Origin of the sequence: uncultured Pseudophaeobacter sp., from assembly GCA_905479575.1 — a bacterium.
In the GTDB taxonomy this organism is placed as follows: domain Bacteria; phylum Pseudomonadota; class Alphaproteobacteria; order Rhodobacterales; family Rhodobacteraceae; genus Pseudophaeobacter.
Map to the genome: position 1 here is coordinate 19,768 of CAJQNB010000014.1, position 21,106 is coordinate 40,873.

The 21,106-nt window shown below is 58.2% G+C and carries 21 protein-coding genes; 10 read left to right on the forward strand and 11 right to left on the reverse strand.

Going from position 1 to position 21,106, the window contains the following annotated elements; genetic code table 11:
* Positions 1-27 precede the first annotated feature (27 nt).
* The gene (locus tag QZ268_RS04805; protein ID WP_295448848.1) at positions 28-939 is read left to right on the forward strand and encodes a MurR/RpiR family transcriptional regulator; all 912 of its coding nucleotides are present in this window, start codon (positions 28-30) and stop codon (positions 937-939) included.
* Between the two features lie 24 nt (positions 940-963).
* Here QZ268_RS04805 and QZ268_RS04810 read toward each other — a convergent pair whose 3' ends face one another.
* The 4 genes from QZ268_RS04810 to QZ268_RS04825 form a co-directional block, all read right to left on the reverse strand.
* Positions 964-1,746 (reverse strand): arginine deiminase family protein, encoded by a 783-nt coding sequence (locus QZ268_RS04810; protein WP_295448851.1) that lies wholly within the window; start codon positions 1,744-1,746, stop codon positions 964-966.
* A gap of 4 nt (positions 1,747-1,750) precedes the next feature.
* Entirely contained in the window at positions 1,751-3,358 is a 1,608-nt protein-coding gene (locus tag QZ268_RS04815) for a 5-guanidino-2-oxopentanoate decarboxylase (protein WP_295448854.1), read from the reverse strand.
* Positions 3,355-4,539 carry a pyridoxal phosphate-dependent aminotransferase gene (locus QZ268_RS04820; protein ID WP_295448857.1) on the reverse strand — a complete coding sequence of 395 codons (1,185 nt, stop codon included), beginning with the start codon at positions 4,537-4,539 and terminating at the stop codon, positions 3,355-3,357. The genes QZ268_RS04815 and QZ268_RS04820 overlap by 4 nt, the downstream gene beginning before the upstream one ends.
* Before the next feature lie 215 nt (positions 4,540-4,754).
* On the reverse strand, positions 4,755-5,438 hold the full coding sequence (locus QZ268_RS04825) for a DnaA N-terminal domain-containing protein (RefSeq protein ID WP_295448860.1): 684 nt from the start codon (positions 5,436-5,438) through the stop codon (positions 4,755-4,757).
* Between the two features lie 603 nt (positions 5,439-6,041).
* On the opposite strand from QZ268_RS04825, the gene QZ268_RS04830 reads away from it, so the two are divergent.
* Both QZ268_RS04830 and QZ268_RS04835 read left to right on the forward strand, forming a co-directional pair.
* The gene (locus QZ268_RS04830; protein ID WP_295448863.1) at positions 6,042-7,346 is read left to right on the forward strand and encodes an AAA family ATPase; all 1,305 of its coding nucleotides are present in this window, start codon (positions 6,042-6,044) and stop codon (positions 7,344-7,346) included.
* Positions 7,343-8,476, forward strand: coding sequence for a ParB N-terminal domain-containing protein (locus QZ268_RS04835; protein WP_295448866.1), 1,134 nt, complete (start codon positions 7,343-7,345; stop codon positions 8,474-8,476). Before QZ268_RS04830 ends, QZ268_RS04835 begins: the two co-directional genes overlap by 4 nt.
* 81 nt (positions 8,477-8,557) lie before the next feature.
* Here the strand turns inward: QZ268_RS04835 and QZ268_RS04840 are convergent, their stop codons facing one another.
* Positions 8,558-9,538 carry an OmpA family protein gene (locus tag QZ268_RS04840; protein ID WP_349387226.1) on the reverse strand — a complete coding sequence of 327 codons (981 nt, stop codon included), beginning with the start codon at positions 9,536-9,538 and terminating at the stop codon, positions 8,558-8,560.
* 242 nt (positions 9,539-9,780) lie between these two features.
* Here QZ268_RS04840 and QZ268_RS04845 point away from each other — a divergent pair, with 242 nt between their 5' ends.
* Complete coding sequence (locus tag QZ268_RS04845; RefSeq protein ID WP_295448872.1) at positions 9,781-11,289, forward strand: caspase family protein; 1,509 nt, start codon at positions 9,781-9,783, stop codon at positions 11,287-11,289.
* A gap of 152 nt (positions 11,290-11,441) precedes the next feature.
* On the opposite strand, the gene QZ268_RS04850 is transcribed toward QZ268_RS04845, so the two are convergent.
* From QZ268_RS04850 to QZ268_RS04875, 6 genes are all read right to left on the reverse strand, one after another.
* On the reverse strand, positions 11,442-12,770 hold the full coding sequence (locus QZ268_RS04850; RefSeq protein ID WP_295448875.1) for a DUF4384 domain-containing protein: 1,329 nt from the start codon (positions 12,768-12,770) through the stop codon (positions 11,442-11,444).
* A gap of 170 nt (positions 12,771-12,940) precedes the next feature.
* On the reverse strand, positions 12,941-13,366 hold the full coding sequence (locus tag QZ268_RS04855; RefSeq protein ID WP_295448879.1) for a biopolymer transporter ExbD: 426 nt from the start codon (positions 13,364-13,366) through the stop codon (positions 12,941-12,943).
* On the reverse strand, positions 13,363-13,773 hold the full coding sequence (locus QZ268_RS04860) for a biopolymer transporter ExbD (protein WP_295448881.1): 411 nt from the start codon (positions 13,771-13,773) through the stop codon (positions 13,363-13,365). Before QZ268_RS04860 ends, QZ268_RS04855 begins: the two co-directional genes overlap by 4 nt.
* 18 nt (positions 13,774-13,791) lie before the next feature.
* On the reverse strand, positions 13,792-14,409 hold the full coding sequence (locus QZ268_RS04865; protein WP_295448884.1) for a MotA/TolQ/ExbB proton channel family protein: 618 nt from the start codon (positions 14,407-14,409) through the stop codon (positions 13,792-13,794).
* A 2-nt stretch (positions 14,410-14,411) separates the two neighbouring features.
* Positions 14,412-14,855 (reverse strand): hypothetical protein, encoded by a 444-nt coding sequence (locus tag QZ268_RS04870; protein ID WP_295448888.1) that lies wholly within the window; start codon positions 14,853-14,855, stop codon positions 14,412-14,414.
* A gap of 126 nt (positions 14,856-14,981) precedes the next feature.
* Entirely contained in the window at positions 14,982-15,830 is an 849-nt protein-coding gene (locus QZ268_RS04875) for a hypothetical protein (RefSeq protein WP_295448891.1), read from the reverse strand.
* A 177-nt stretch (positions 15,831-16,007) separates the two neighbouring features.
* Between QZ268_RS04875 and tssA the strand changes: the two genes are divergently transcribed.
* From tssA to tssE, 6 genes are all read left to right on the forward strand, one after another.
* Positions 16,008-17,054 carry a type VI secretion system protein TssA gene (gene tssA / locus QZ268_RS04880; RefSeq protein WP_295448894.1) on the forward strand — a complete coding sequence of 349 codons (1,047 nt, stop codon included), beginning with the start codon at positions 16,008-16,010 and terminating at the stop codon, positions 17,052-17,054.
* A gap of 86 nt (positions 17,055-17,140) precedes the next feature.
* Positions 17,141-17,659, forward strand: a complete 519-nt coding sequence (gene tssB, locus QZ268_RS04885) for a type VI secretion system contractile sheath small subunit (protein ID WP_054462145.1) — start codon at positions 17,141-17,143, stop codon at positions 17,657-17,659.
* 11 nt (positions 17,660-17,670) lie between these two features.
* Entirely contained in the window at positions 17,671-19,167 is a 1,497-nt protein-coding gene (gene tssC / locus QZ268_RS04890; protein WP_295448901.1) for a type VI secretion system contractile sheath large subunit, read from the forward strand.
* Positions 19,168-19,222: 55 nt separating this feature from the next.
* Positions 19,223-19,726, forward strand: coding sequence for a type VI secretion system tube protein Hcp (locus QZ268_RS04895; protein WP_281954509.1), 504 nt, complete (start codon positions 19,223-19,225; stop codon positions 19,724-19,726).
* Between the two features lie 84 nt (positions 19,727-19,810).
* Positions 19,811-20,614: a type VI secretion system accessory protein TagJ gene (locus QZ268_RS04900; protein WP_295448906.1), complete on the forward strand. Its 804-nt coding sequence runs from the start codon at positions 19,811-19,813 to the stop codon at positions 20,612-20,614.
* Complete coding sequence (gene tssE / locus QZ268_RS04905; RefSeq protein WP_295448909.1) at positions 20,607-21,104, forward strand: type VI secretion system baseplate subunit TssE; 498 nt, start codon at positions 20,607-20,609, stop codon at positions 21,102-21,104. Before QZ268_RS04900 ends, tssE begins: the two co-directional genes overlap by 8 nt.
* Positions 21,105-21,106: the final 2 nt, after the last annotated feature.

Genomic DNA, 21,106 nt, shown 5'->3' on the forward strand with positions numbered 1-21,106 from the left:
AGGGCAATCATATGATCTTAATGCCTTATGGATCCACATCTCGACCCGAAACAGACCGCCCGGCTGATTGTCGCCCTTAAAGATCACATCGGGCAAATGCCTGCCAAACTGGCGCAGGCCGCAAAATACATCATCGACAATCCGGGCAGCTTTGCGCTGGATCCCGTACGTGACACTGCACGCAAGGCCCAGATCAGTGCCAACAGCTTTGTGCGCCTTGCGGACCGGCTGGGGTATGACAGTTTTGATGCCCTGCGTCGCCCCTTCCGAGATGCGCTGATCACCTCTAACGAAGGCCCGGGTGCTGCGGATTGGATTGGCCAGATGGCCGGGCATGGGCCAGCGGCAGCGCTTCAGGCCAGCGCGGTGCAAAGCGAGCTGAACATGGTATCGCGCTCACTACGCCAGATGGGTGCAGACCGCACCCAGGCGATTGTCGAAACCCTACGGAGTGCCAAACAGTGCTACGTGACCGCCAGCCGCGCCAGCTATGCGCTGGCCTATTATTTTCACTACGTGGCGCGCATGGCCCTGCCGGCGATTGATCTGGTGCCACGCCATGTCGGCACCACCCTGGATGATCTGATTGGTCTGGGGCCAGAGGACTGCCTGATTGCCATCACCTTTGCCCCCTATTCAACCAGCACCATCCAGGCCCTGCGTCAGGCCCGCAAGCTCGGCGCCCGCATCGTGCTGATTTCGGACAGCGAGGTCATCGCCCCGGGGGTTGAGGCAGATCACGTTCTGACGGTCACAACCGCCTCCCTGCATCCCTTTGGCGCCTACGGCGGGGCGATGGCGGTGCTTGATTGCCTGCTGACCCATCTGATTGAGGCCGGCGGCGCAGAAGCACGCCACCGGATTGAGGCCTATGAAGCGTTGAGACAGGACAGTGGCGCCTATTGGACAGGGGCCAAGCTGCCTCAGATCCGCAGCTGAACTGCTGCGCAGAACGGGGCTAGATCAGAACCGCAGCGACAGACAGGACATGCCGCCATCCAGTTTCGCACAATCGCTATTGTCGATCTGCACCACTTCAAATCCCGCCTTGTCCAGCATCTCGGCGGTGCGGGGAAATCCTGCCGGGCAGAGCACTAGATTGTTGAACCGAATGGCATTGGCCGCCGCCTCTTCGCCATCGGCCACATCCAAGATCCGATACCCTTCAAAGCAGCCAGAGGCCGACAGCCGTTTGGTTGCCAGAATGGTTTCACCATCCATCAGGGAACAGTCAGTCTTGAAATGCAAAACACCCGGCGGTGTGAAGACTTCGCGCAGAGAATGGCCCCAGTCCGCCACGATCTCAGCCAGCTCGGCGACCCCGGCCGCATCAGTCCGATCCGAGCGCCCAACCAGCACTTCGCGTCCCGTCACCAGGATGTCGCCACCCTCGATGTGGCCCGGCCCGCTGATTTCGCGGACATCCGCGTAGCAGTCCCGCAAAGTTGGCGCCATTTCAGCCACTTCGCCCATACGTGACGGCGCACCCGGGCGCATCAGAACCGCCCCCTGCGGCAAGCAAAGAGCAGTATCCTCAACAAAAACCGCATCTGGAAACGCCTCCAGAGGCTCCAGTTCAATCACCTCAGCGCCAGTGCTTTTGAGCGCCGCCACATACTGCGTGTGCGCTGCCAGCATGCCTGTCAGGCTGGGCGTCCCCATTTCGGTGGCCCGCAGCCCATCAACAATGCTGGCGGCAGGGCGGCGGGTAATCGCACGGGAGAATTCAAAACTCGGGTTCGTCATCAGCTTAATCCTCAGCTGGCGCAAAGACAGGCGCGGTTATTTCAACAATGCAGGGCCCCTGGCCCTGGTTTTTGGTAATGGCAGCAGCGATCTCTGCCGGGTCATCGGCAGCACTGACATGGGGAATTCCAAACGACAGCGCAGTGGCCGCAAAATTTGGCGGCGTCGGATCGCAGCCAATCACCGCAACGCCAACATCCTGCATCGAGGTGGCAATCTCGCGGTAGCCTTGGTTGTTCCAGATCACAAAGGTGATTGGCAGGTTTTCGTCCACCGCCGTCATCACCTCAGGCAGAGAAAACTGCGCCCCGCCATCGCCGACAATACAGATCACCGGCCGCTCCGGTGCCGCAATGGCCGCACCAATGGCCGCAGGGATCCCATAGCCAAGCGCGCCATATCCCGTAGCCGCATTGAACCACCCGCCGGGGTGGTCGTGATCATAAAAGAGGTTTCCGGCATAGATCGGCTGGGTGGAATCCCCCACCATCACACTGCCGGGCAGGGCGTCCCGCATCGCGTTCAAAACCGCAACCTGGGCGCGGTAGTTCGCGCCGATTTCCTGCAGGGCCGCCTGACGTGCCTCGGCTGCTCGCTCTGCTCCGTCTGAACCGGCACATTCAGCAGGCAGGGCCGCCTGTAGTGCCGTGGCAAAGCTGCCAGCCTCTGCCAGGATTGGCAAAACAGCCGGGTGGCGATCCAATTGTTGGTCGCAGATATCCACCCGGATCAACTGCTGCATCTGTGGCCACTGGTCGGTGGCATACATATCGTAATCCGTAGGACCAAATTCCGTCCCCAAGGCCAGTACAACATCCGCGCTCTCGATCAGCGAACGAACCGCGATAAGGCTGGGGCTGGCCGGGACCCCAAGGGCATGGCCAAACATCAGGCCTCGGCCATTTGCGGTTTGCACAACCGGAGCATCCAGACGTTCCGCCAAGGCACATAGGGCCTTCCCTGCCCGTTTGGCGCCACCGCCGACCAGAATGACCGGGTGCTTTGCCTGTGCCAATAGCTGCGCCGCCTGCTGCACCAGGGTATCCGGCACAGGGGCAGGTTCGACGCTGACAGGCGCAGAAAGCTCCGCCACGGCACTGCCCGCGATATCCAACGGGATCTGAATATGGGTCGGGCCGGGTCGACCAGAGGAAAACGGCTCAAAAGCCATGTTTAGGGCCGGATCCAGCGCCTCAGCCTCTGCCACATGGTGCGAGCTCAACGCAACCGTCTGCGCCAGCGCCTGTTGATCTGGCAATTCATGCAGACAGCCCAGGCCCTTGCCCAGGCTTGGCTGCGCATTAACCCCAGAAACCACCAGCATCGGCACCGAATCCGCCCGCGCCTGTGCCATGGGGGTCAGCGTATTGGTCAAGCCCGGCCCGGTGATCACAAAGGCCACGCCGGGCTTGCCGGACACCCGGGCATAGCCATCGGCCATGAACCCTGCGCCTTGTTCGTGGCGCGGCGTCACATGGCGCAGCCCCGAAGCGGCAAGCCCACGATAAAGCTCAACCGTATGCACGCCGGGAATGCCAAAAACGCAAGAGACATCGCGCGCTTTCAAACCATCAACAAGGGCTTCGCCGATGGTTTTTACAGAATCTGTCATGCGACCCCCCTTGTCAGGCTTTGTGTGTGGGATATGAGACGATTCAACGCCGTTTCAAATTCTGCATCCTCGATGGTCAGCGCCACCCGAACCCAGGAGGTCAGGCTGTCACTAAAGGCTGATCCGGGCATCACCGCGACGCCGTTTTCCAGCAGATCCCAGGCATAGGCATCGCCGGTCAGCCCGGTTGCCGCCACATTGATCATGGCAAACATGCCGGCCTCGGGGCGGTGAACCTGCAGCGCAGTTTCGGCCTCTACCCGGTCTGCAAGCAATTGCGCCCGTCGGCTGAATCGTTGACGCATCCCCGAGGAAACAGAAGATCCCTCACGGATCGCCAGTTCCGTCATATCTGCGATAAACGGCTGGTTGCCGAACAGCATGGTCTCGGAATAGGGCAAGAGCGCATCGCAAAATGCCTTGGAGCCAACAGCCCAACCACTGCGGAACCCAGGTGAGGCATGGGATTTTGAGATGGATGAGACCGCGATAACCCGATCGGCGTAGTCAGGCAGCGACAGGGGCGAGACAAACTCGGCGCCGTCAAAAACCAATTGCTCATAGACTTCATCCGAGAGGATCCAAAAATCATGGATGCGCGCCAACTCGCATAGCGCCAACAGATCAGACTGGCGCAAAATGGCACCGGTTGGATTATGCGGACTGGTCAGCAGCAGGGCGCGGGTGCGCGGCGTGATCCGGCTGGCAACATCTGCAGCCTGCATCCGAAATCCGTTTTCCGGCTTTAGCGGCACAGGCACCATTTTTGCACCACTGGCCGCAACCACGCCTTCGTAGGTGGCATACATCGGATCGCCCACCAGAACTTCGTCCCCATGCTGCGCCACGCCCATCATCGCGGCAAACAAGGCGGTCTGGGTGCCCGGGAAACATAAGAAGTTGTCCGGCTCGAACTCCCGCCCACGGCTGTTGCTGTAGCTTTCCGCCAGGGCGCGGCGCAGATTGAGCTCGCCACGGCCATCGGAATACCCGGTCCGGCCAGCCCGCATCGAGGCAATAGAGTGATCCATCAGCTCTGCAGGAACCGGGACATCCGGCTCACCGATGGTCATCTCAATAATATCTGCGCCCGCTGCGATACGATCGCGGGCGGCAAGATGGAGATCCCATTTGGCCCCACCAAGAGAAGCCAATCGTGCAGTAACATCTGTGGTTTTCATGTCTTTCCCGCCCATTCGCGCAGATACATTCGAGTGAAGTCTACCTGACCTGCCCAGTGGCTTAGGTCAGGCAGAGCCCAAGAATCCCCTGCATCCAGTAATTATTCAGTTGTATAATTACTGGATCGCATAATTTCGGCAAGCCCAAAATCATCCTCACGATTTGCGGGAAACAGCCGTCGCCAAAGGTTTGAAAGACTGCGGCCTAGCCAGGATCAGCTCAGCACCACGATATCGGAAATCTGGTCGTCCACATCGCGACAGGCCGCCAGCAGTCTTGGCTTTAGATGGGACAAGACATAGTTGGCGTGAAAGCGACTGGGCGCGATCAAGGTCAGCCGCCCCCCTGCCCTTTCGCTACGGCTAAGCGCATCAATCCAGGCGGTGTAGATGGCCGGGTCCTCTTGGTGCAATACAGCCTTTGCCAAGCTCCATTCATTGCCATCACTTAGATCAGGTGCGGCCGCAATTTGGCCTGTCCGCAAGGGCACAACATTTGTCGGCGGCGCCTCCTGCCCTTTCATGCGGTGCTCAAAGTCAGGGCCAACGTTGGACCAGCTGGTACGGGTATCTTCATAGATGCGGTCCATGTCGAGCCCATGCTCGCTGACCCGACCGCGAACGCCCTGCTTCTTCACAATCAGCCAGCCCATCGCGCGTAGCTTTGCCATCTCCCGTTTTACTGTCCGTTCGTCGACAGTCCAGAGTCTGGCAATTTCGCGTTGGCCAACCGTCAGCTCATTTCTAGACCAATTGTAGCGTGCCGTGATCAAAGTCATAAACCGCAACACAAGCCGTTGCGGTGATTTTGGCTGCGACAAAGCAAACGCACCCAGGGCTGTCAGGATATCATATTTCACTACCGAGGCATGTCGCCCGGCGGGCCGCTTTACCTGCATGGGTCCTTCTGTCCTTCTCGCGTTCCCTAAACCATTTTGAAAATGGCCAGATCAGATTAGCCTTCCCATGAGAAAGTTAAGTTTGATCCGGGGCTGTCTGCCTCATATTATCGGGTTGTCCCGATTTACGTTGCGCCCTTCTGACAGGAACTCAACGCTATTTATTCAATGTAGACGATTTGCGTCCTTGATGTCGATTCTGTCAAGAGCCCAGTTGGCTTGGCCCTGTCCCCAATTCCTTTTTTGAAAGAAAAAATTGGTATCAATGGTATTGGGGGACGCCATGTATGTCCCCTAATGGAGCGAAAATGTCCCCCATTAGGTAGCGGATGCTCTTTTACTGTCACCCTATATTTGGTGCCTCACCCTGCCATTCGCCGGGATGGGGCCAGGAATTTGGCAGGGCGAATCGCGAATCGGTTTCTGGTCTCGTCCCGTTGTTTTCTATGGTCTTTTCCACCCTGTGTCCCCGCGGGGACAGGACGCTCTTTTTCAGAGTAATAGGTTTTGCGTTTTTAGCAAATCCGGCGTAAATGAGTACTGAGGAAAAATTAGCGTCCTGCCTAAAAGGACGAGAGACATAGCAAAAAGCGAGAGGCAGTCATGTTCACTCACGAAGACCTGGCGAAATTACAGGCCCAGTCCTTGAAGATGCAGAGCTGGATCCGGCAGCAGACCTTTTCCCCGGAGATGGAAAAGACCCTGCGGCGGTTCTCCAGTTGGGAGGTGGCTGAGCTGATCTTTAAGGTCAATCAGTCTACCCTGCGCGGGCGTCTGGCCGCAGATCCTTCGCTGCCCCAGGGCCATGTGGAAGAAGACGGGCGTCAGCGTTGGTATTCATTGGAAGAGATCAATGAGCTGCGGCGTCGCATCAAGATCAATCGCAAATCATTGATGCCACCGCGTCCCGAAGGCAAGCGCGCCCTGCGGGTGGCGATTTCCAACTTCAAAGGCGGGGCCGGCAAATCCACTGTGGCTTTGCATTTCGCCCATGCTGCGGCCCTGGATGGCTACCGGGTGCTCTGCGTTGACTTTGATCCACAGGCGACGCTGTCCCATTCCATGGGGCTGAGCGATGTGACCGAGGACTACACAGTCTGGGGCATCATGGCGCGGGATCTTGTGCGCGAGACCGAGCGGATGAATGCCTCGGCGCGCGGGGCCGAATCTGGTGCCGCCCTGCCTGAACGGACCCTGCCGGAAGCGATCACCGGCATGGGGCTGCAGGATCTGCGCATCAATGACTTTATCAAGCCGACCAGCTGGCCGACCATTGATCTGGTACCTAGCTGTGCCAATGCGGCCTTTGTTGAATTTGCCAGCGCTCAGTACCGGCATCTCAATCCTGAGTGGTCCTTCTTTGCTGCGGTGTCACGCTATCTCGATCAGGTCTCGGCGGATGACTACGATATGATCATTTTTGATTGCCCTCCGGCGATTGGTTATCAGTCGATGAATGCGGTCTTTGCTGCCGACATGCTTTATATCCCCTCCGGCCCCGGCTATTGGGAATACGACTCGACCACTTCCTTTATCGGCCAGCTGTCCGAGGCACTGGAGGATCTGTCGGCCTTTAACGGGGTTGTCCCCGCGGGGACATTCACCCTGCCCAAGGCCTTTCTCGACGTGCGCTTTTTGCTGACGCGCTATGAAAGTGGCAACGATTTGCACCGCGCCATGCGCGATGCCTTTATCAAGGTCTTTGACGGGCGCATGGCCGATCACCCGATCGAAATGACCCGGGCGGTTGAACAATCGGGCCGGTTCCTGAGTTCGATCTACGAGATTGATTACCGGGACATGACCCGCGAAACTTGGCGGCGCGCCCGGGCGTCCTTTGATCAGGCCTATGAAGAATTCAAAGGCTATGCCGCCGAAGCCTGGGAGAAGATGGAGGATAGACCATGAGCAAACGCCGCGTTTTTGACATCAACTTTCCTGCGGACCCTGCACCCAAACCCGCTGCGCCCCCCCCTGCCCCAAAGGCGGATGGCGCTCCGGTTTCCGAAAGCCGTCGTGGCCCCATGGCCACCGCGATCTCGGAAAACGCAGAGGCGCTCAAGGCGCGAGCAGTGGCGGAGCAGAATATCCGGGCCGAAAACGACCGCCTGGCGCATGAGTTTGTTCGGCTCAAGGCACTTGGGCTGGTGGTTGATCGCATTCCGCTGGACCAAATCTCCACCAGCAAGCTGGTGCGGGACCGAGCAACCTCGCGTGATCCAGAACTGGAAGAGCTGCAGGCCTCGATCCGCAGTATTGGTCTGTCCAATCCTATCCGGGTCGAAGAAGAGGCCGATGGCAGCTACCAGCTGATCCAGGGCTTTCGTCGTCTCTCCGCCTATCGGGCGCTTTATGCGGAAACCGGCGCGGAGGAATTTGCCGCGATCCCCGCTGGGCTGATTGCCAAGGGCCAGGATCTACAGGGGCTATATCGGCGCATGGTGGATGAAAACCTGGTGCGCCGCGACATCTCTTTTGCGGAAATGGCGCAGCTGGCGCTGTCTTATGCGCAGGATCCTGACACCGGCTGTGACCAGGTAGAAGATGCTGTGAGTCATCTCTATGCCTCGGCCGGGCGGCAGAAACGCAACTACATCCGTCATTTTGCGGAGCTGTTGGACATGATCGGAACGTGTCTGCAGTTTGCCGAAGCGATCCCAAGAGCGTTGGGGCTGGAGCTTAAGAAACGGCTTTTGGAGGAGGAGCCTCTGGCGGAAGAACTGAGGCAGGTTTTGCAAAACACCCCGCGGCCCGACGCGGAGGCAGAGTTGGCGGTGCTGCGCGGGTTCCTATCCGGATCTTTGGGCAGCGCTGAGGCTGGCCGGTCTGCCGGAATGACAGGGGGCCAAGCAAAGACTGGCGTTGCCAAAACCACTTTGCGCTGCGCTGTCCCCTCGGGGACGGTACGCTGTCAGGCGCGGGACGGTCGTATCGAGCTGGCGATGGAACGGGATTTTTCAGTCATTGACCGCTACCGGCTGGAAACCGCTATCGCTGCCTTTTTCGCTGCGTTGGAAGAGGGTGAGATTTCCGACTGATCTGCCGGGTATTGTGTTTAAAGAAAAAGGCTGTCCCCGCGGGGACAGCCTTTTGGTTTTGGGGGCAGCTATTTGAGAAGGTTAGTTGAGAACCTTAAAAGCGATGCGTCGGTTCTTTGCCCGGTTCTGCGCTGTGTCATTGGGGACCAAGGGGCTTGCTTCACCGTAGCCGACGGATTGCAGACGTGCCCGCGCGATGCCCTTATTTGACAGGTATCTGACAACGGAATTTGCGCGCTTTTGGCTGAGCCGGGTATTTGCCGCGGCGCTGCCTTTGTTATCTGTGTGGCCGCCGATCTCAATCAGCAGGTCGGGGCACCGGCTGACAATATCAAACAGGCTGTCCAAAAAGCTGGTGGATTTTTGATCCAGTCGCGACGTTCCCGGCGCGAAATTCACGCTGCGGCTGCGGGACAGAATGTCAAACCGCCCAATACAGGCCTCGCGACTGAAATCGCCAGCGGTCTCCAAAGCTGCGCTGGCCCCGGATGTGGCAGGCACGGCCAGGACTGGTGTGCCAGGTGCCCGACGGTCAAAGGCGAGGTTTAGATTGACAATGCCCAACGGGGTAATGGTGACATTGGCGGCCTCCTGCAGCTTGTCCCGTCCTGCCATCAGGTTAAAATCTTCGAGCTGTAGAATGACGGGATTGAGGGTGGAGATAGTGATCCGATCATTGCTGACCAAAGTTACGGCGACCTCTGATTCGAGCTCTACCTCGGCACCATGTAGCGACAGGGTCACTGGCAAATTGATCACCTTGCGCCGCAGGCTGGGGAGATCCTGCAGTGACAAAGGGTCCAGAACTGCGGTTACTGTGGCTTCGGGGAAACTGAATGTTTCAAAGAACAGGAACCGCATACGAACGTTTCGCAGGTCAATTTGTGTATCGACCGAATCCAGAGCGATAACCAACTGGGCCACCCCCCGTTCGGTGATCTGGCCACTCATGGCGGCAAACTGACTGGTTTCTGCAACCGTGTCCTTTTTGATCGACAGGAAGGTGATGGCCGATGCCTCCTGGTCAAGTTGCCAGCCATGTTCAAATGGATCCGCTGCCAAGGCTGGGTGGGCGAAAAGAGCCAAGAGGACGAAGACTGGGCGAAGAAGCTGGCGTATCATGATAAAATACTCATACTAGAAAGATCAAATGGGACCGCCCGGATGACGGCCAAAGTTTGGGCGGCTTCTCTAGAGTAACAAAAATCCTAGGACAAAAAGCAAGTATTGCGTAGCCTCGGCCAGTAAATACCTCAATTTTGCAAGGTGTCCCCGCGGGGACAGAGTATTGGAGTTTAAGACTAGTGACTGGTTTTTGGGCCAAGTGCCTGTTTCGCATAGTAGTGCTTGTTGCACTTCTGTCAGGGTCTGCGCGCGCCACCACCCCCGGGGGAGGCGCGCGGCTGGCGTTGGTTATTGGCAATGCCTCCTATGGCAGTGTTTCCGCCCTGGATAATCCGGTGAATGATGCCCGCATGATTTCCCAGACACTGGAGGGGCTTGGTTTTACGGTCTCCATGGCGGTGAACATGAGTCAGGTTGAGATGAAGCTGGCGATTGCCCAGTTCGGTCGTGATCTGCGGGCCGCAGGCGCCGATGCCACCGGATTGTTTTATTATGCAGGACATGGGGTACAAAGCTTTGGCAACAATTACCTGTTGCCGGTGGATGTGGCGTTGTCAGATGCAGCGGATCTGGACCTAATGGCGGTTGAAGCGCAAACCGTGCTGCGGCAGATGGCGTCGGCGCGCAATCGAACCAATTTGGTGATCCTCGATGCCTGTCGCAATAATCCTTTTGAAAACGTGCCGGAGCTGAATGAAAGTGGTTTGGCTGAAATGAAGGCGCCAACAGGTACTTTTCTGGCCTATGCGACGGCGCCCGGAGGGGTGGCGCTGGATGGGCAGGGGGCGAACAGTCCCTTTACCCAGGCCTTGGTGGAACAGATTGTGGTGCCGGGCCAGCCGGTGGAACAGGCTTTCAAAGAGGTGCGCCGCGCTGTGCTTGCCCAGAGCGACGGACAGCAGACCCCTTGGGATACCTCCTCTTTGGTGAGTGACTTTGTGTTTGCCGAAGCACCACCAAGCCCGGTCCTGTCAGCGGCAGAAACAGAAGAATTGCAGCTTTGGCGTTCGGTACAAAGTGCCCGCGATCCGGTGCAACTGATGCTGTTCTTACGGGGCTATCCGGAAGGAACCTATACACCGGAGGCGCGCGCGCTGTTGGCAGAGGTCATGGCTGAAGAGCTGTCCGTCGACACCTCTGCGCCAGCGACATCACCAGTGGCGCCGGATGAACAGGAAACAGCCCTGTTCAAAGCGGCGCAGGAAGATGGGTCCCTAGCGGCCTATGAAGCCTATATGCAAAGCTACCCCACGGGGACATACGCTGAAATCGTGACGACCGAAATTGCTGCCTTACAGATGGGACAAGGCAGCGATCCGATCGGCGAGGGCACCGTGGCTGACGCCGGCCCAGCAAGCGCGCAAGCCAGCGCAGAGCCGCGCCACTCGGAGGCAGGGCCCGTGACCTTTGCCAGCCCATTGGTGTCTGAACTGGAACAGATCAGTGGGCGTAGTCTCGCTGAGCTTATTGACCAGACGCCGATGTTTCCGCCAATCGAGGGCCTGCCGGAAAGCTACTGGAAATCACAAAATTGCAGTTCCTGCCATCAATGGACTCGCGAGCGCCTGTGCACCCAGGCCAATACCTATCTAAGCCTGAATATGCAGCGGTCGCTGAGCAAACAACATCCCTTTGGCGGGGTCATGAAGCGGAGCTTGAAGTCCTGGGCGGCGGGTGGTTGTCAATAGCGCGGACCTGCTGGGTAAAGCCGTTTGGGGATCGCTTGCCCGTTCTTGTCTAAGTCGCAAAAAAAGGGGGGGGCTCCCGCCCAAGATCGACAATCACAGATTGCCCAATCTTCGTTGGGCCTGGCAGCATGCCCCAGGCATGCTGCAGAGTCTCACTTGGCTTGAGTTTCGATTAGAAAGTAGACCCATTCTCCTTTAAAATCAATATCTTGATCTCTTTTCTCGGCGACCTTGCGGCGTAGGAAATCAAGATAGGCAGCGGCAGGTTCGCTGAGCGGTCGCAGACCTTCGTAAAGAGGAGAAGAGGCTGCAAATGCAACTGCAATTTCCTGACCATAGGGCGGTCCAACGGTGATTTGCAGGCCGGAGTCTTTGGGGGTTTTGGCACCAACACGCTGGGCACTTTTGGGCTCGGCCAGTTTTAGCGGAATTTGCGCATTGGGGCTGAGATGGATCACATCACCGGCCGCGTCAAAGTAATCGACATAAAGATAGGCCGGGTAGTCTGGCGCGGTCAGGTCAAAGTACAGCTGCTCGCCGCCGGAATAGCTGAGAACACGGGCCTGGGCATCGGCGCCCAGAAGCAGAGGATTGGTGATCTGGTCGGTGCTTTGCGGCAGGCCAACCGTGGAAATACCACTAAGCGCGCCGCACTGTGGACGTGGCAACAGCCGCATCTTGTCGGAGAGCGCAATATCGCGGCCCATCTGTGCCTGCAGAGCTGCCAGCACCGGCTGTCGCAGCCCATCTTCGGGCAAGTGTCCCCGCAGCTCCAGCGTGGCGGTGTCGGGGTCAAAGACCACTTGCAGCCGGGAACAGGGCACCGCACCGAGCAATCCGGCAAGACCATCGCGCAAGTCTGCTGCCTGACTGCCGGGGTCGCCAGGTCTGGTGAAGCTTTGAAAGGCGGCGATAGAGGCCGGGTCTAGATCTTTGGTCCCATCGCCCTGAAAGGCCAGGGCTGCGGTGATTGCTTCTGATTGGGACGGGCTTTCGGCTGCCTGTTGGGGGATGGTGGCGGTCTCGGCCAGAGATTGGCCCTGCGCGTGAGCAGGACTGGCCGGGATGAGGTCTGGCGCTGCCGCTGCGACGGTGTTCGCAGGGGGGGCTTGCGCCTGAGTGGCGGCGAGAGCGGGCTGTTGCGCTGGCACGGGTTGGAGGTCAGCGTCCTGAGCGGCTACGAGAAGCCCCGCTGCAAGGCGCGCCAGTGCTGGCTGGCTGGCAAGTGGACGGGCAGGGGCCGACGGAGCATCGGGGGCTTGTACCGCTGCTGTGACACCGGGGGGGGCGAGGCTGGGCAGCTGATCTCCCTGTGCTGCGGCGGCTGTAACCGGGAGCAGGGCAGGGGCGCTGGCCTGGGCCGTGGTTTCCTGCACTGCACCAGGGGCGAGGCTGTCGCCCTGCGCAGGGACTTGCTTGCCGGGGTCGGGAGTGACGGTTTGTTCCTGTGCCTGACTGCGCGCAACAGTCTGGGATTCCATCGTTAGCGCGCTTTTTGGGCTGGGTTGCTGGACCACGGGATCGGGATCTATGAACGGCATCAGGGCAGCCAGTGCAACAAGATGGACGGCGACAGAGAGCCCAAGCCCCAGGCTCCACAGCCCGGCCCGGGGCTTGAGAGCCGTGAGGGCAGGGGAGGTCGCTGGCGGCTTCACGGGTGTGACCCTGTTTGCGGCGCGCGCTCTGGTGTGACCACCAGTATAACATCCCGGATGCCCAGGGTTTCGGCCTGGCTGACATAGGGCAGAACATGCCGAAGATCCGCGTCGCGGTGGGCATTGATGCGCAGACGCAGGCTGGCATCCCGTGCCAGTTGCTCGGTCAGTGCCGCGGCCAGAGCCGCCGGGGCGATTGTGCTGCCATCCAGGGCCAGATTGCCCTGTTTTGAGATCGCCAGGGTAACGCCGCCTGCGGGCATGTCTCGCCCGGTTTGGGCCTGTGGCGGTGCGACGTCAAAGGGCGCGGTGGCGTCCATGCGTCCAATCAGCATAAAAAACACCAGCAGGAAGAAGACGACGTCGATTAGCGCGATAATTGTCTCTGACTGTGGGGCACGACTGGCGCGTTTCAGCTTCATTGCCGGGCCTCCAGTCGCAACACGCGCATGTTCTGCACCCCGGCCGTGGCGGATTGATCCATTATTGAAATCAGATCCTGGGTGGACGCGGAGTTTGACGGTAGAATGACCAGCTGCGCCTGGGGATCTTTGGCCAGGGCCTGCGCCAAAATTTGGTTCAGCTCCTGCGGCGTCAGGGTGTCGCCGCGCAGACTGGGCCTGCCATCTGCCTGAATGCGGATCATCAAGCGCGTATCAGATGGCTCATTTGGCTGCGCGCGACCTTCAGCAGGGTGCAGGGCCGGGATCATATCCAGATTGAGATAGGTCGAGGTCACCATAAAGAACACCAACAGGATCAACATCACGTCGATCATAGGCACCAGCGAGATCAGGGCCTGAGGCGGGGCGCGGCGTTTGAGAATCATCAGGGGCGTCTCCAGCTGCTAGCGGCCATGATCCGCCAGCATCAACTGCCCCACCGCGCTTTCGATCATCAGCGCGGCCCTGTCGATGCGGGCAGAAAACAACCCGGCTGCGATGGCCGCTGGAATAGCCACGACCAGACCCGCTGCAGTGGTCAGCAGAGCCTGCCAGATCCCCCCGGCCAGTACCGAGGCATTGGCGGCGCCCTGCGCCAGTTCCAATTCCTGAAATGACTGGATCATGCCCAGAACCGTGCCAAGCAGACCCAGCAGCGGGGACACCATGGCAATGAGCTCTAGCAGCCGGATGAGACCGTTCATGCGTTGGACTTCCTCATTGCCGCGGCGCTCTAGCTCAGCGGTCAACAGCGGGCCTTTGAGACCGTTTTGCAGCGCGCCCATCGCATACTGCAGGATCCTGTCGGCAGGGGATTTTCCCTGCTCGATCAGGGCCTGGGCCCCATGTTTATCCCCTGTTTGCCACAGCTCGATCGCGTTCTGACGCTGGTCCTTGCCAGAGGTCACCGGCCAGAGCCGCAGCAGTTTCACCGCGATCAGGGTAATGGAGAGCACCGAAATCACAGCCAGCAAGGCGATCACCGGCCCCCCCGTCGTGAGGTTTTCCAGAATTGCTCCCATGATTATTTCACCAGTTTGGTTGTGGCGCGTGAACCCAGCGTGAGGATCGGGAAGCAATCCATTTGGGCTTCGTTCTGTGGCTGGCAGGAGGTGACGTCATGCAGCAGAATTTCAGAGATATTGCTGCAGGAAGTCTCTGGAATTTCAAATAGTTTCAAGGTTGTGCGCTGGACGGGTAGGGGGGAGGCATCCACCGATAGCAGCCTGTCGATTATGCCGTCGCCATCCAGAATGGCCAGCGACATTTCAAAGCCGGCAAAGCTCTTGCCGGTTTGATTGCGAAAGAGGAAAAAGGCGCGACAGCCACCGCCGTCAATTTCTTCCATCTTGTTCAGCTCGACCAAGAGCGGACCGGTTTCAGCCCGGCTGAGCTGCGGAACCATGACCAGCAGGATAATGGCAAAGCTGCGGCTCATCAGGGAAAGAACAGAAGAGGTGAAGGGCATCGCGGTCTCCGGAGTTGGTAGGAATCACTATTCAAATTGTAGGGTCTTATCTGTGGGTCGGGGCGCAAGCTCCGGGTCACATAACGGTTGGGTTTGCCCATATGACCTGGCCCTGCAAGGGGCGGTTCAGACCAGCGAGGTCAGGGCCTTTTCGATTTTGTCCATGGCATCTCGTGCGCCATTCAGATCACGCTGTTTCAGCAGTCGGGCAGCTTTGTGAATGGCCTGGGTCAGCCGGTCGCGGGCGGGGCCGGGGGCGCGGGCCACATGGGCCTGCAAGCCCTGCGCCCGTTTGACCTGGGCCCCAAGAGAGCGCTGATCAGACTCGCGCTGGCCGCGTTTCAGGGTGGTGTCTTCGTCTTCGCGATCCTTGCCAAGGGCGGCGAGGGCCCGTTCGATCACCAGGATCAGTGTTTCGGCCTCTTGCAGGCGCCCGGCGTTGATGAGGCCAACAGATTTACCCAGAGCACGGTTTAGTTTCAGTTCAAGCGGGCCGGGGGCCAACGCGATTCGCGGCTGAATGCGTTTTAACCTGCGCTTGAGCGGGTCAATTGCTTTTGAATCAATTCCAGGGGCAGAAATATCAATACTATCAGCATTTTGCGCGGCGTCTGCCGTGGCTGATTCTGGCTTGAGACTGTCAAGAATATTGCCGCCATCGTCGTAAAACAAAACATTCACTTTGGGGCGGTTGGATTTGAGAAAACGCTTCAGCTGCATGAGCATTTGCGCAGGCGCCTGCTCGCAGGTCATTTCCATCTGATCGCCCTGTACGACATAGGTTCCCCAGAGCATCGGAGGCTTGCCGCCAGCCTGTTTCAGAGGCGCACGCAGGGACTCTGGTTTGTTGCCTGGCTGGATCATCATCAGGGGGTCTTTGAGCGGATCCAGACAGAAAGCAAAGCTCGTCCGCCGCTTGGCGCCTTCACGCACCATGGCCCTGACTTCATCGCCGGTAACACGGTCTGCACACATGACAACCACTCACAAAAAGGTGCAAAAACAATTGACTTTAAGATGGCGATAAGGCTCACTCTACGTCAAGTTATTGTTTTGATAATGGCTCAGCTGAGGTCGCCGCATACCTGTATCTTCAATATAGGGTGTGGTTTTTCAGACTGCGCTTGACCTGATTATTGGGGGGTCAGCCGTATGGATCTGGCTGTTTTTCTACAGTCCATTGGGGAAGAGTCTCCAAGTGGGGATAACCTCGTCTATGACCCGGCCTTTGCCGAAATGGAACGTGCTGCGCAGCCCCTCACCGACGACAGCGGCGCAGGGACGCCTGCGGACTTTGCCACCGTAGAAGAAAAAGCGCTTGAGGTGCTTGAGCGCAGCCATGAGTTGCGCGCGGCGGTTTTTCTTGCGGAGGCTCTGCTGGCGCGTGGTGAGCTTGTGGGGTTTGCGGATGTCACCAGCTACATGCGCGGCTGTCTTGAGCAGTTCTGGGACACATGCCACCCTGAGCTGGACGAGGACGATGGTGATGCGATCATGCGGATGAACGCAGTGCAGGATTTGTGCGGTAAGCCGGGGGAGATGGCGGGACCTTCGCCAGTCTATAGTGCCTTGCGGCGCGTCTACCTGAGCGACAGCCGCAATTTTGGCCGGTTCTCGCTGCGCGACATTGAAATCGCCGAAGGGCAGATGAGTGCGCCTGAGGATATGGAGACCATTCCGGATCAGGCCAGCATCGGCGCCGCGTTTCAGGACAGCGATGATGACTTTATCGCAGCGCGTTTGGCGGCGGTTGAGCTGGCAGAGGCGAATATCAAGGCGATCTCGGATGTGTTCTCTGAACAGACGCCAGGACAGGGGCCGGAGCTGGATCCGCTGATAAAACAATTGCGCCAGATGGCAAAGCGGCTGCGTGACTATGGTAACTTGGCCGAACCTGCTGAGGATGAGGACAACGACGCAGGCGAAGAGGCTGGCGCGGCAGAGGCGGCCCCTGCGGCCGCAGGGGGGGCACGTGTTGTAGCAGCGCCCGGCGCGATCAATTCGCCAACCGATGTTGCCAATACGCTGGACCGGATCATTGCCTATTACCAGCGGGAAGAACCCTCTAGCCCGCTGCCGCTTTTGTTGGAACGGGCCAAGCGATTGGTGGGGGCGGACTTCCTCACGATTGTGAATGATATGGCGCCGCGTGGGCTGGAGAATGTGCAGCTGATCGGTGGCCTAGAGGACGACGACTAAAGGGGAAACAAGAGGTTTCGGCGACCCGGCTTGATCCGGGAGCGGGGCTTCTTGGGACGTTAGATTACGAGTTGAAGGAGAGCTAGATGGCTGGAAGTTCACAAAAATTTGTTGGCCGCAATCGGGCGCCACGGGTCCAGATCGAATATGATGTGGAACTCTATGGGGCTGAAAAGAAAGTACAGCTGCCCTTTGTCATGGGTGTTCTGGCGGATCTCACCGGGAAATCCGAGGTCGAGCAACCTTCTGTTGCCGACCGCAAGTTTCTCGAAATTGATGTCGACAACTTTGACAAGCGGATGAAATCCATGGCGCCGCGCGCGGCCTTTACCGTGCCCAACACGCTGACCGGCGAGGGCAATATGGCGGTGGATATCACCTTTGAAAGCATGGACGATTTCAAACCGGCAGCAATCGCCGCCAAGGTCGCACCGCTGAAAGAGCTTCTGGATGCACGCACCCAGCTCAGCAACCTGATGACCTATATGGATGGTAAGACCGGAGCCGAGGATCTTATCACCAAGATCATGCAGGATCCGAGCCTGCTGAAAACCCTGGCTGCCCAGCCCAAACCCGGCGGTGACGCTGGTGGTGAGACGGAATAAGGAGGGATAAAATGGCAGACGAAGCACTCCAAACCGAAGCGGCCCCGGCAGAATCAGCTTTTGGCTCCAGCGAATTTGCAAACCTGTTGCACAAGGAATTCCGCCCTAAGTCGGACCAGGCCAAAACCGCTGTTGAAAGCGCGGTCAAAACCCTGGCGGAACAGGCGCTGGCCAATACTGGCCTGATCTCAGATGACGCGCTGCGTTCGATCGAAAGCATCGTGGCGGAGATCGACAAAAAGCTGACCGAACAGGTCAACCTGATCCTGCACAATAAAGAGTTCCAGCAGCTCGAGAGCGCCTGGCGCGGGTTGCACTATCTGGTGAACAACACCGAAACCGATGAGATGCTGAAGATCCGGGTGATTCCGATCACCAAAAAGGAACTGGGCAAGAGCCTGGCCAAATTCAAAGGCACGGCGATGGATCAGTCGCCGATCTTCAAAAAGCTCTATACCGAAGAGTTCAGCCAGTTGGGCGGCGAGCCCTATGGCTCGCTGGTGGCGGATTTCCATTTTGACCACTCGCCGCCGGATATCGAACTGTTGGGCGAAATGTCAAAGATTGCCGCCGCAGCCCATGCGCCCCTGATCACCGGGGCAGAACCCTCGCTGTTTCAGATGGACAGCTGGGCGGAACTGTCGAACCCGCGCGATTTGACCAAGATCTTCCAAACCCCGGAGTATGCCGCTTGGCGATCCCTGCGGGAGAGCGAAGATTCCAAATACGTTGGTCTGGCAATGCCGCGGTTCCTGGGGCGGATGCCCTATGGATCCAAGACAGATCCGGTGGATGAATTTGCCTTTGAGGAAGACACCACAGGTGCAGAGAGCGACAAGTATTCCTGGGTCAATGCCGCCTATGGCATGGCCACGAATATTACCCGCTCGTTCAAATCCTACGGCTGGTGTTCCCGTATTCGCGGGGTCGAAAGTGGCGGCACGCTGGAAGAGCTGCCTTCGCATACCTTCCCCACCACCGATGGCGGAGTGGATCAGAAATGCCCCACGGAGATTGCCATTGACGATCGCCGCGAGGCAGAGCTTGCCAAAAATGGCATGATGCCGCTGTTGCATCGTAAGAACACCGATGTGGCGACATTCATGGGCGCGCAATCGCTGCACAAGCCCACCGAATACGACGACCCGGACGCAACGGCCAACGCTAATCTCGGCGCGCGTTTGCCCTATCTTTTTGCCACCTGCCGGTTTGCCCACTACCTGAAATGTATGGTGCGCGATAAGGTCGGGTCGTTCAAAAGCCGTCAGGACATGGAATCCTGGCTGCAAAACTGGATCAACAATTACGTTGATTTTAATGCCGATATCTCTTCGGAGAATGAAAAGGCGCGCAAACCTCTCGCCGCTGCAGAAGTGGTGGTTGAAGAGGTCGAGGGCAACCCGGGTTATTACAGCTCAAAATTCTTCCTGCGCCCGCACTATCAGCTAGAGGGCCTATCGGTGTCTCTGCGTCTGGTGTCGAAATTGCCCTCGGAAAAAGGAGGCTAAGAACCACTCATGCCTCAAAATTTGTCAATGAGTTAAGTTTTGAAAGGATAGCAAAATGGCTGCTAGCATGTTCGTGGAAATCTCCGATATCGAAGGGGATGCCACAGAAGACAAGCACAAGAAATGGATCGTCATTCAATCGGCGAACTGGAATGTTGAACGCGCTGTTGAGATGACTGATCTTGGGTCGTCTCAGCGGATGCATGCCAACTCGAACTTTGGTAAGGTCGAGCTGACATCGCAAATGGGCAAGGCCTCGAATGAGTTGGCCAAGTCTGTTGCAAACGGGACGGTACGTCCTGAAATCATCATGCATTGGTGTCGCTCAGGTGACGCCCAGGCCGAAGGTCTGCTGGATTATTCCGTTTGGAAAATGAAGGATGTGGTGATCGATAGCTACTCGATCTCGGCAAGCGAAGACGGCATTCCAGAAGAGACCTGGTCGCTGGCCTATGCCGCCATCGAACACACCTACAAATCGACGAACCAAAAGACCGGTAAGTTGGAAAACCCGATTGTTTTCCAATGGAACGTCCAAAGCGGCAAATTCGAATATTGATTTGCACCACCCCGGGCGTGTGGTCACGCCCGGGGTTTCTATTGTTTTTACCTATCACATGTTTGACATGGCGGAGTTTTGACCATGACCCCTGAAGAGCATTTGCGTGCTGGTGATCCGGACCTGGCTCTCGCGGCGCTGCAAGAGCAGGTGCGCGCGGATCCGTCTAATGCAAAACTGCGGATTTTCCTGTTTCAACTGCTCTGCATCCTGGGGGATTGGAAGCGGGCGGTTGCTCAGTTGCGGCTCAGCGCTGAGCTGGACGCAAATGCCACCGTCATGGCGCAGGCCTACCGCGAGGCAATCCTGTGCGAGGTCTACCGCGAAAAGGTTTTTAAGGGTGAAAAAGACCCGCTGATCCTGGGTGAGCCAGAGGCCTGGCTGGCGCAGTTGATCGAGGCACAAAAACAGCTGGCACAGGGCAATGTGGAGCAGGCAACGGCCCTGCGAGAGGCGGCCTATGAGGCGGCACCCACAACCGCCGGGACTGTGAACGGGACCGCGTTTGACTGGATTGCCGATGCGGATATGCGTCTTGGTCCAGTGCTTGAGGTGATCCTCAACGGGCGCTATTTCTGGATCCCCTTTGCGCAGATCCAAAGTCTTGAAATTGATGAACCCTCTGATCTGCGCGATACAGTTTGGATGGCCGGTACATTAACCCTGGCCAATGAGGGCGCGCTGGCGGTGCTGATCCCGACGCGCTATCCGGGCAGCGAAACAGCAGAATCCGGGGTCAAACTGGCCCGGCTGACCAATTGGCAAGACCTGGGCGGCGGCGCCTACATCGGTCTTGGCCAACGGCTTTTGACCATCGGTGAGCAAGACTTTGCGCTGATGGATATTCGGCAGCTCAAGATTGGCGCGCAGGACGGCCCTGATGGCTGACAAGATGCTTGCCGAACGGCTGCAACCCTCGCTTTTGGACCGGCTGACAGACAATGACCCTACCAACCGCAAAGAAACGCGTGACAGCCGGGTCATCGACCTCAACAGGCTGCGGGAGATCATCCAGCGGGATCTGTCGTGGTTGCTCAATACCCAGAACGCGGGCAATCAGATTGATGTAGATCGCTACCCCTTGGCCTCGGCTTCGGTGGTGAATTTTGGGTTGAGCGAAGTCACTGGCGAATTCAGTACGACTGAGAAAGCCGAAAAGATCCGCCGCGCAATTGAACAGGCGGTGACCAATTTTGAACCCCGTATCATCGAAGGCACGGTGGATGTGCAATTGATCGGCGATGTTGATGTGGCGGGCATGACCATCGGGCTGGATATTCGCGCCGACATGTGGGCCCAGCCCCTGCCGTTGGAGCTGTATCTGCGCAGCAAGGTCGATGTGACCACGGGTGAGGTGACGATGGAAAGGGGGCTCTAGCC

Excerpts from the sequence above, each read along its gene's own strand:
- QZ268_RS04805 (WP_295448848.1), top strand. The coding sequence starts at position 28 with ATGGATCCACATCTCGACCCGAAACAGACCGCCCGGCTGATTGTCGCC.
- QZ268_RS04810 (WP_295448851.1), bottom strand. The coding sequence starts at position 1,746 with ATGACGAACCCGAGTTTTGAATTCTCCCGTGCGATTACCCGCCGCCCT.
- QZ268_RS04815 (WP_295448854.1), bottom strand. The coding sequence starts at position 3,358 with ATGACAGATTCTGTAAAAACCATCGGCGAAGCCCTTGTTGATGGTTTG.
- QZ268_RS04820 (WP_295448857.1), bottom strand. The coding sequence starts at position 4,539 with ATGAAAACCACAGATGTTACTGCACGATTGGCTTCTCTTGGTGGGGCC.
- QZ268_RS04825 (WP_295448860.1), bottom strand. The coding sequence starts at position 5,438 with ATGCAGGTAAAGCGGCCCGCCGGGCGACATGCCTCGGTAGTGAAATAT.
- QZ268_RS04830 (WP_295448863.1), top strand. The coding sequence starts at position 6,042 with ATGTTCACTCACGAAGACCTGGCGAAATTACAGGCCCAGTCCTTGAAG.
- QZ268_RS04835 (WP_295448866.1), top strand. The coding sequence starts at position 7,343 with ATGAGCAAACGCCGCGTTTTTGACATCAACTTTCCTGCGGACCCTGCA.
- QZ268_RS04850 (WP_295448875.1), bottom strand. The coding sequence starts at position 12,770 with ATGGAATCCCAGACTGTTGCGCGCAGTCAGGCACAGGAACAAACCGTC.
- QZ268_RS04855 (WP_295448879.1), bottom strand. The coding sequence starts at position 13,366 with ATGAAGCTGAAACGCGCCAGTCGTGCCCCACAGTCAGAGACAATTATC.
- QZ268_RS04860 (WP_295448881.1), bottom strand. The coding sequence starts at position 13,773 with ATGATTCTCAAACGCCGCGCCCCGCCTCAGGCCCTGATCTCGCTGGTG.
- QZ268_RS04865 (WP_295448884.1), bottom strand. The coding sequence starts at position 14,409 with ATGGGAGCAATTCTGGAAAACCTCACGACGGGGGGGCCGGTGATCGCC.
- QZ268_RS04870 (WP_295448888.1), bottom strand. The coding sequence starts at position 14,855 with ATGCCCTTCACCTCTTCTGTTCTTTCCCTGATGAGCCGCAGCTTTGCC.
- QZ268_RS04875 (WP_295448891.1), bottom strand. The coding sequence starts at position 15,830 with ATGTGTGCAGACCGTGTTACCGGCGATGAAGTCAGGGCCATGGTGCGT.
- tssA (WP_295448894.1), top strand. The coding sequence starts at position 16,008 with ATGGATCTGGCTGTTTTTCTACAGTCCATTGGGGAAGAGTCTCCAAGT.
- tssB (WP_054462145.1), top strand. The coding sequence starts at position 17,141 with ATGGCTGGAAGTTCACAAAAATTTGTTGGCCGCAATCGGGCGCCACGG.
- tssC (WP_295448901.1), top strand. The coding sequence starts at position 17,671 with ATGGCAGACGAAGCACTCCAAACCGAAGCGGCCCCGGCAGAATCAGCT.
- QZ268_RS04895 (WP_281954509.1), top strand. The coding sequence starts at position 19,223 with ATGGCTGCTAGCATGTTCGTGGAAATCTCCGATATCGAAGGGGATGCC.
- QZ268_RS04900 (WP_295448906.1), top strand. The coding sequence starts at position 19,811 with ATGACCCCTGAAGAGCATTTGCGTGCTGGTGATCCGGACCTGGCTCTC.
- tssE (WP_295448909.1), top strand. The coding sequence starts at position 20,607 with ATGGCTGACAAGATGCTTGCCGAACGGCTGCAACCCTCGCTTTTGGAC.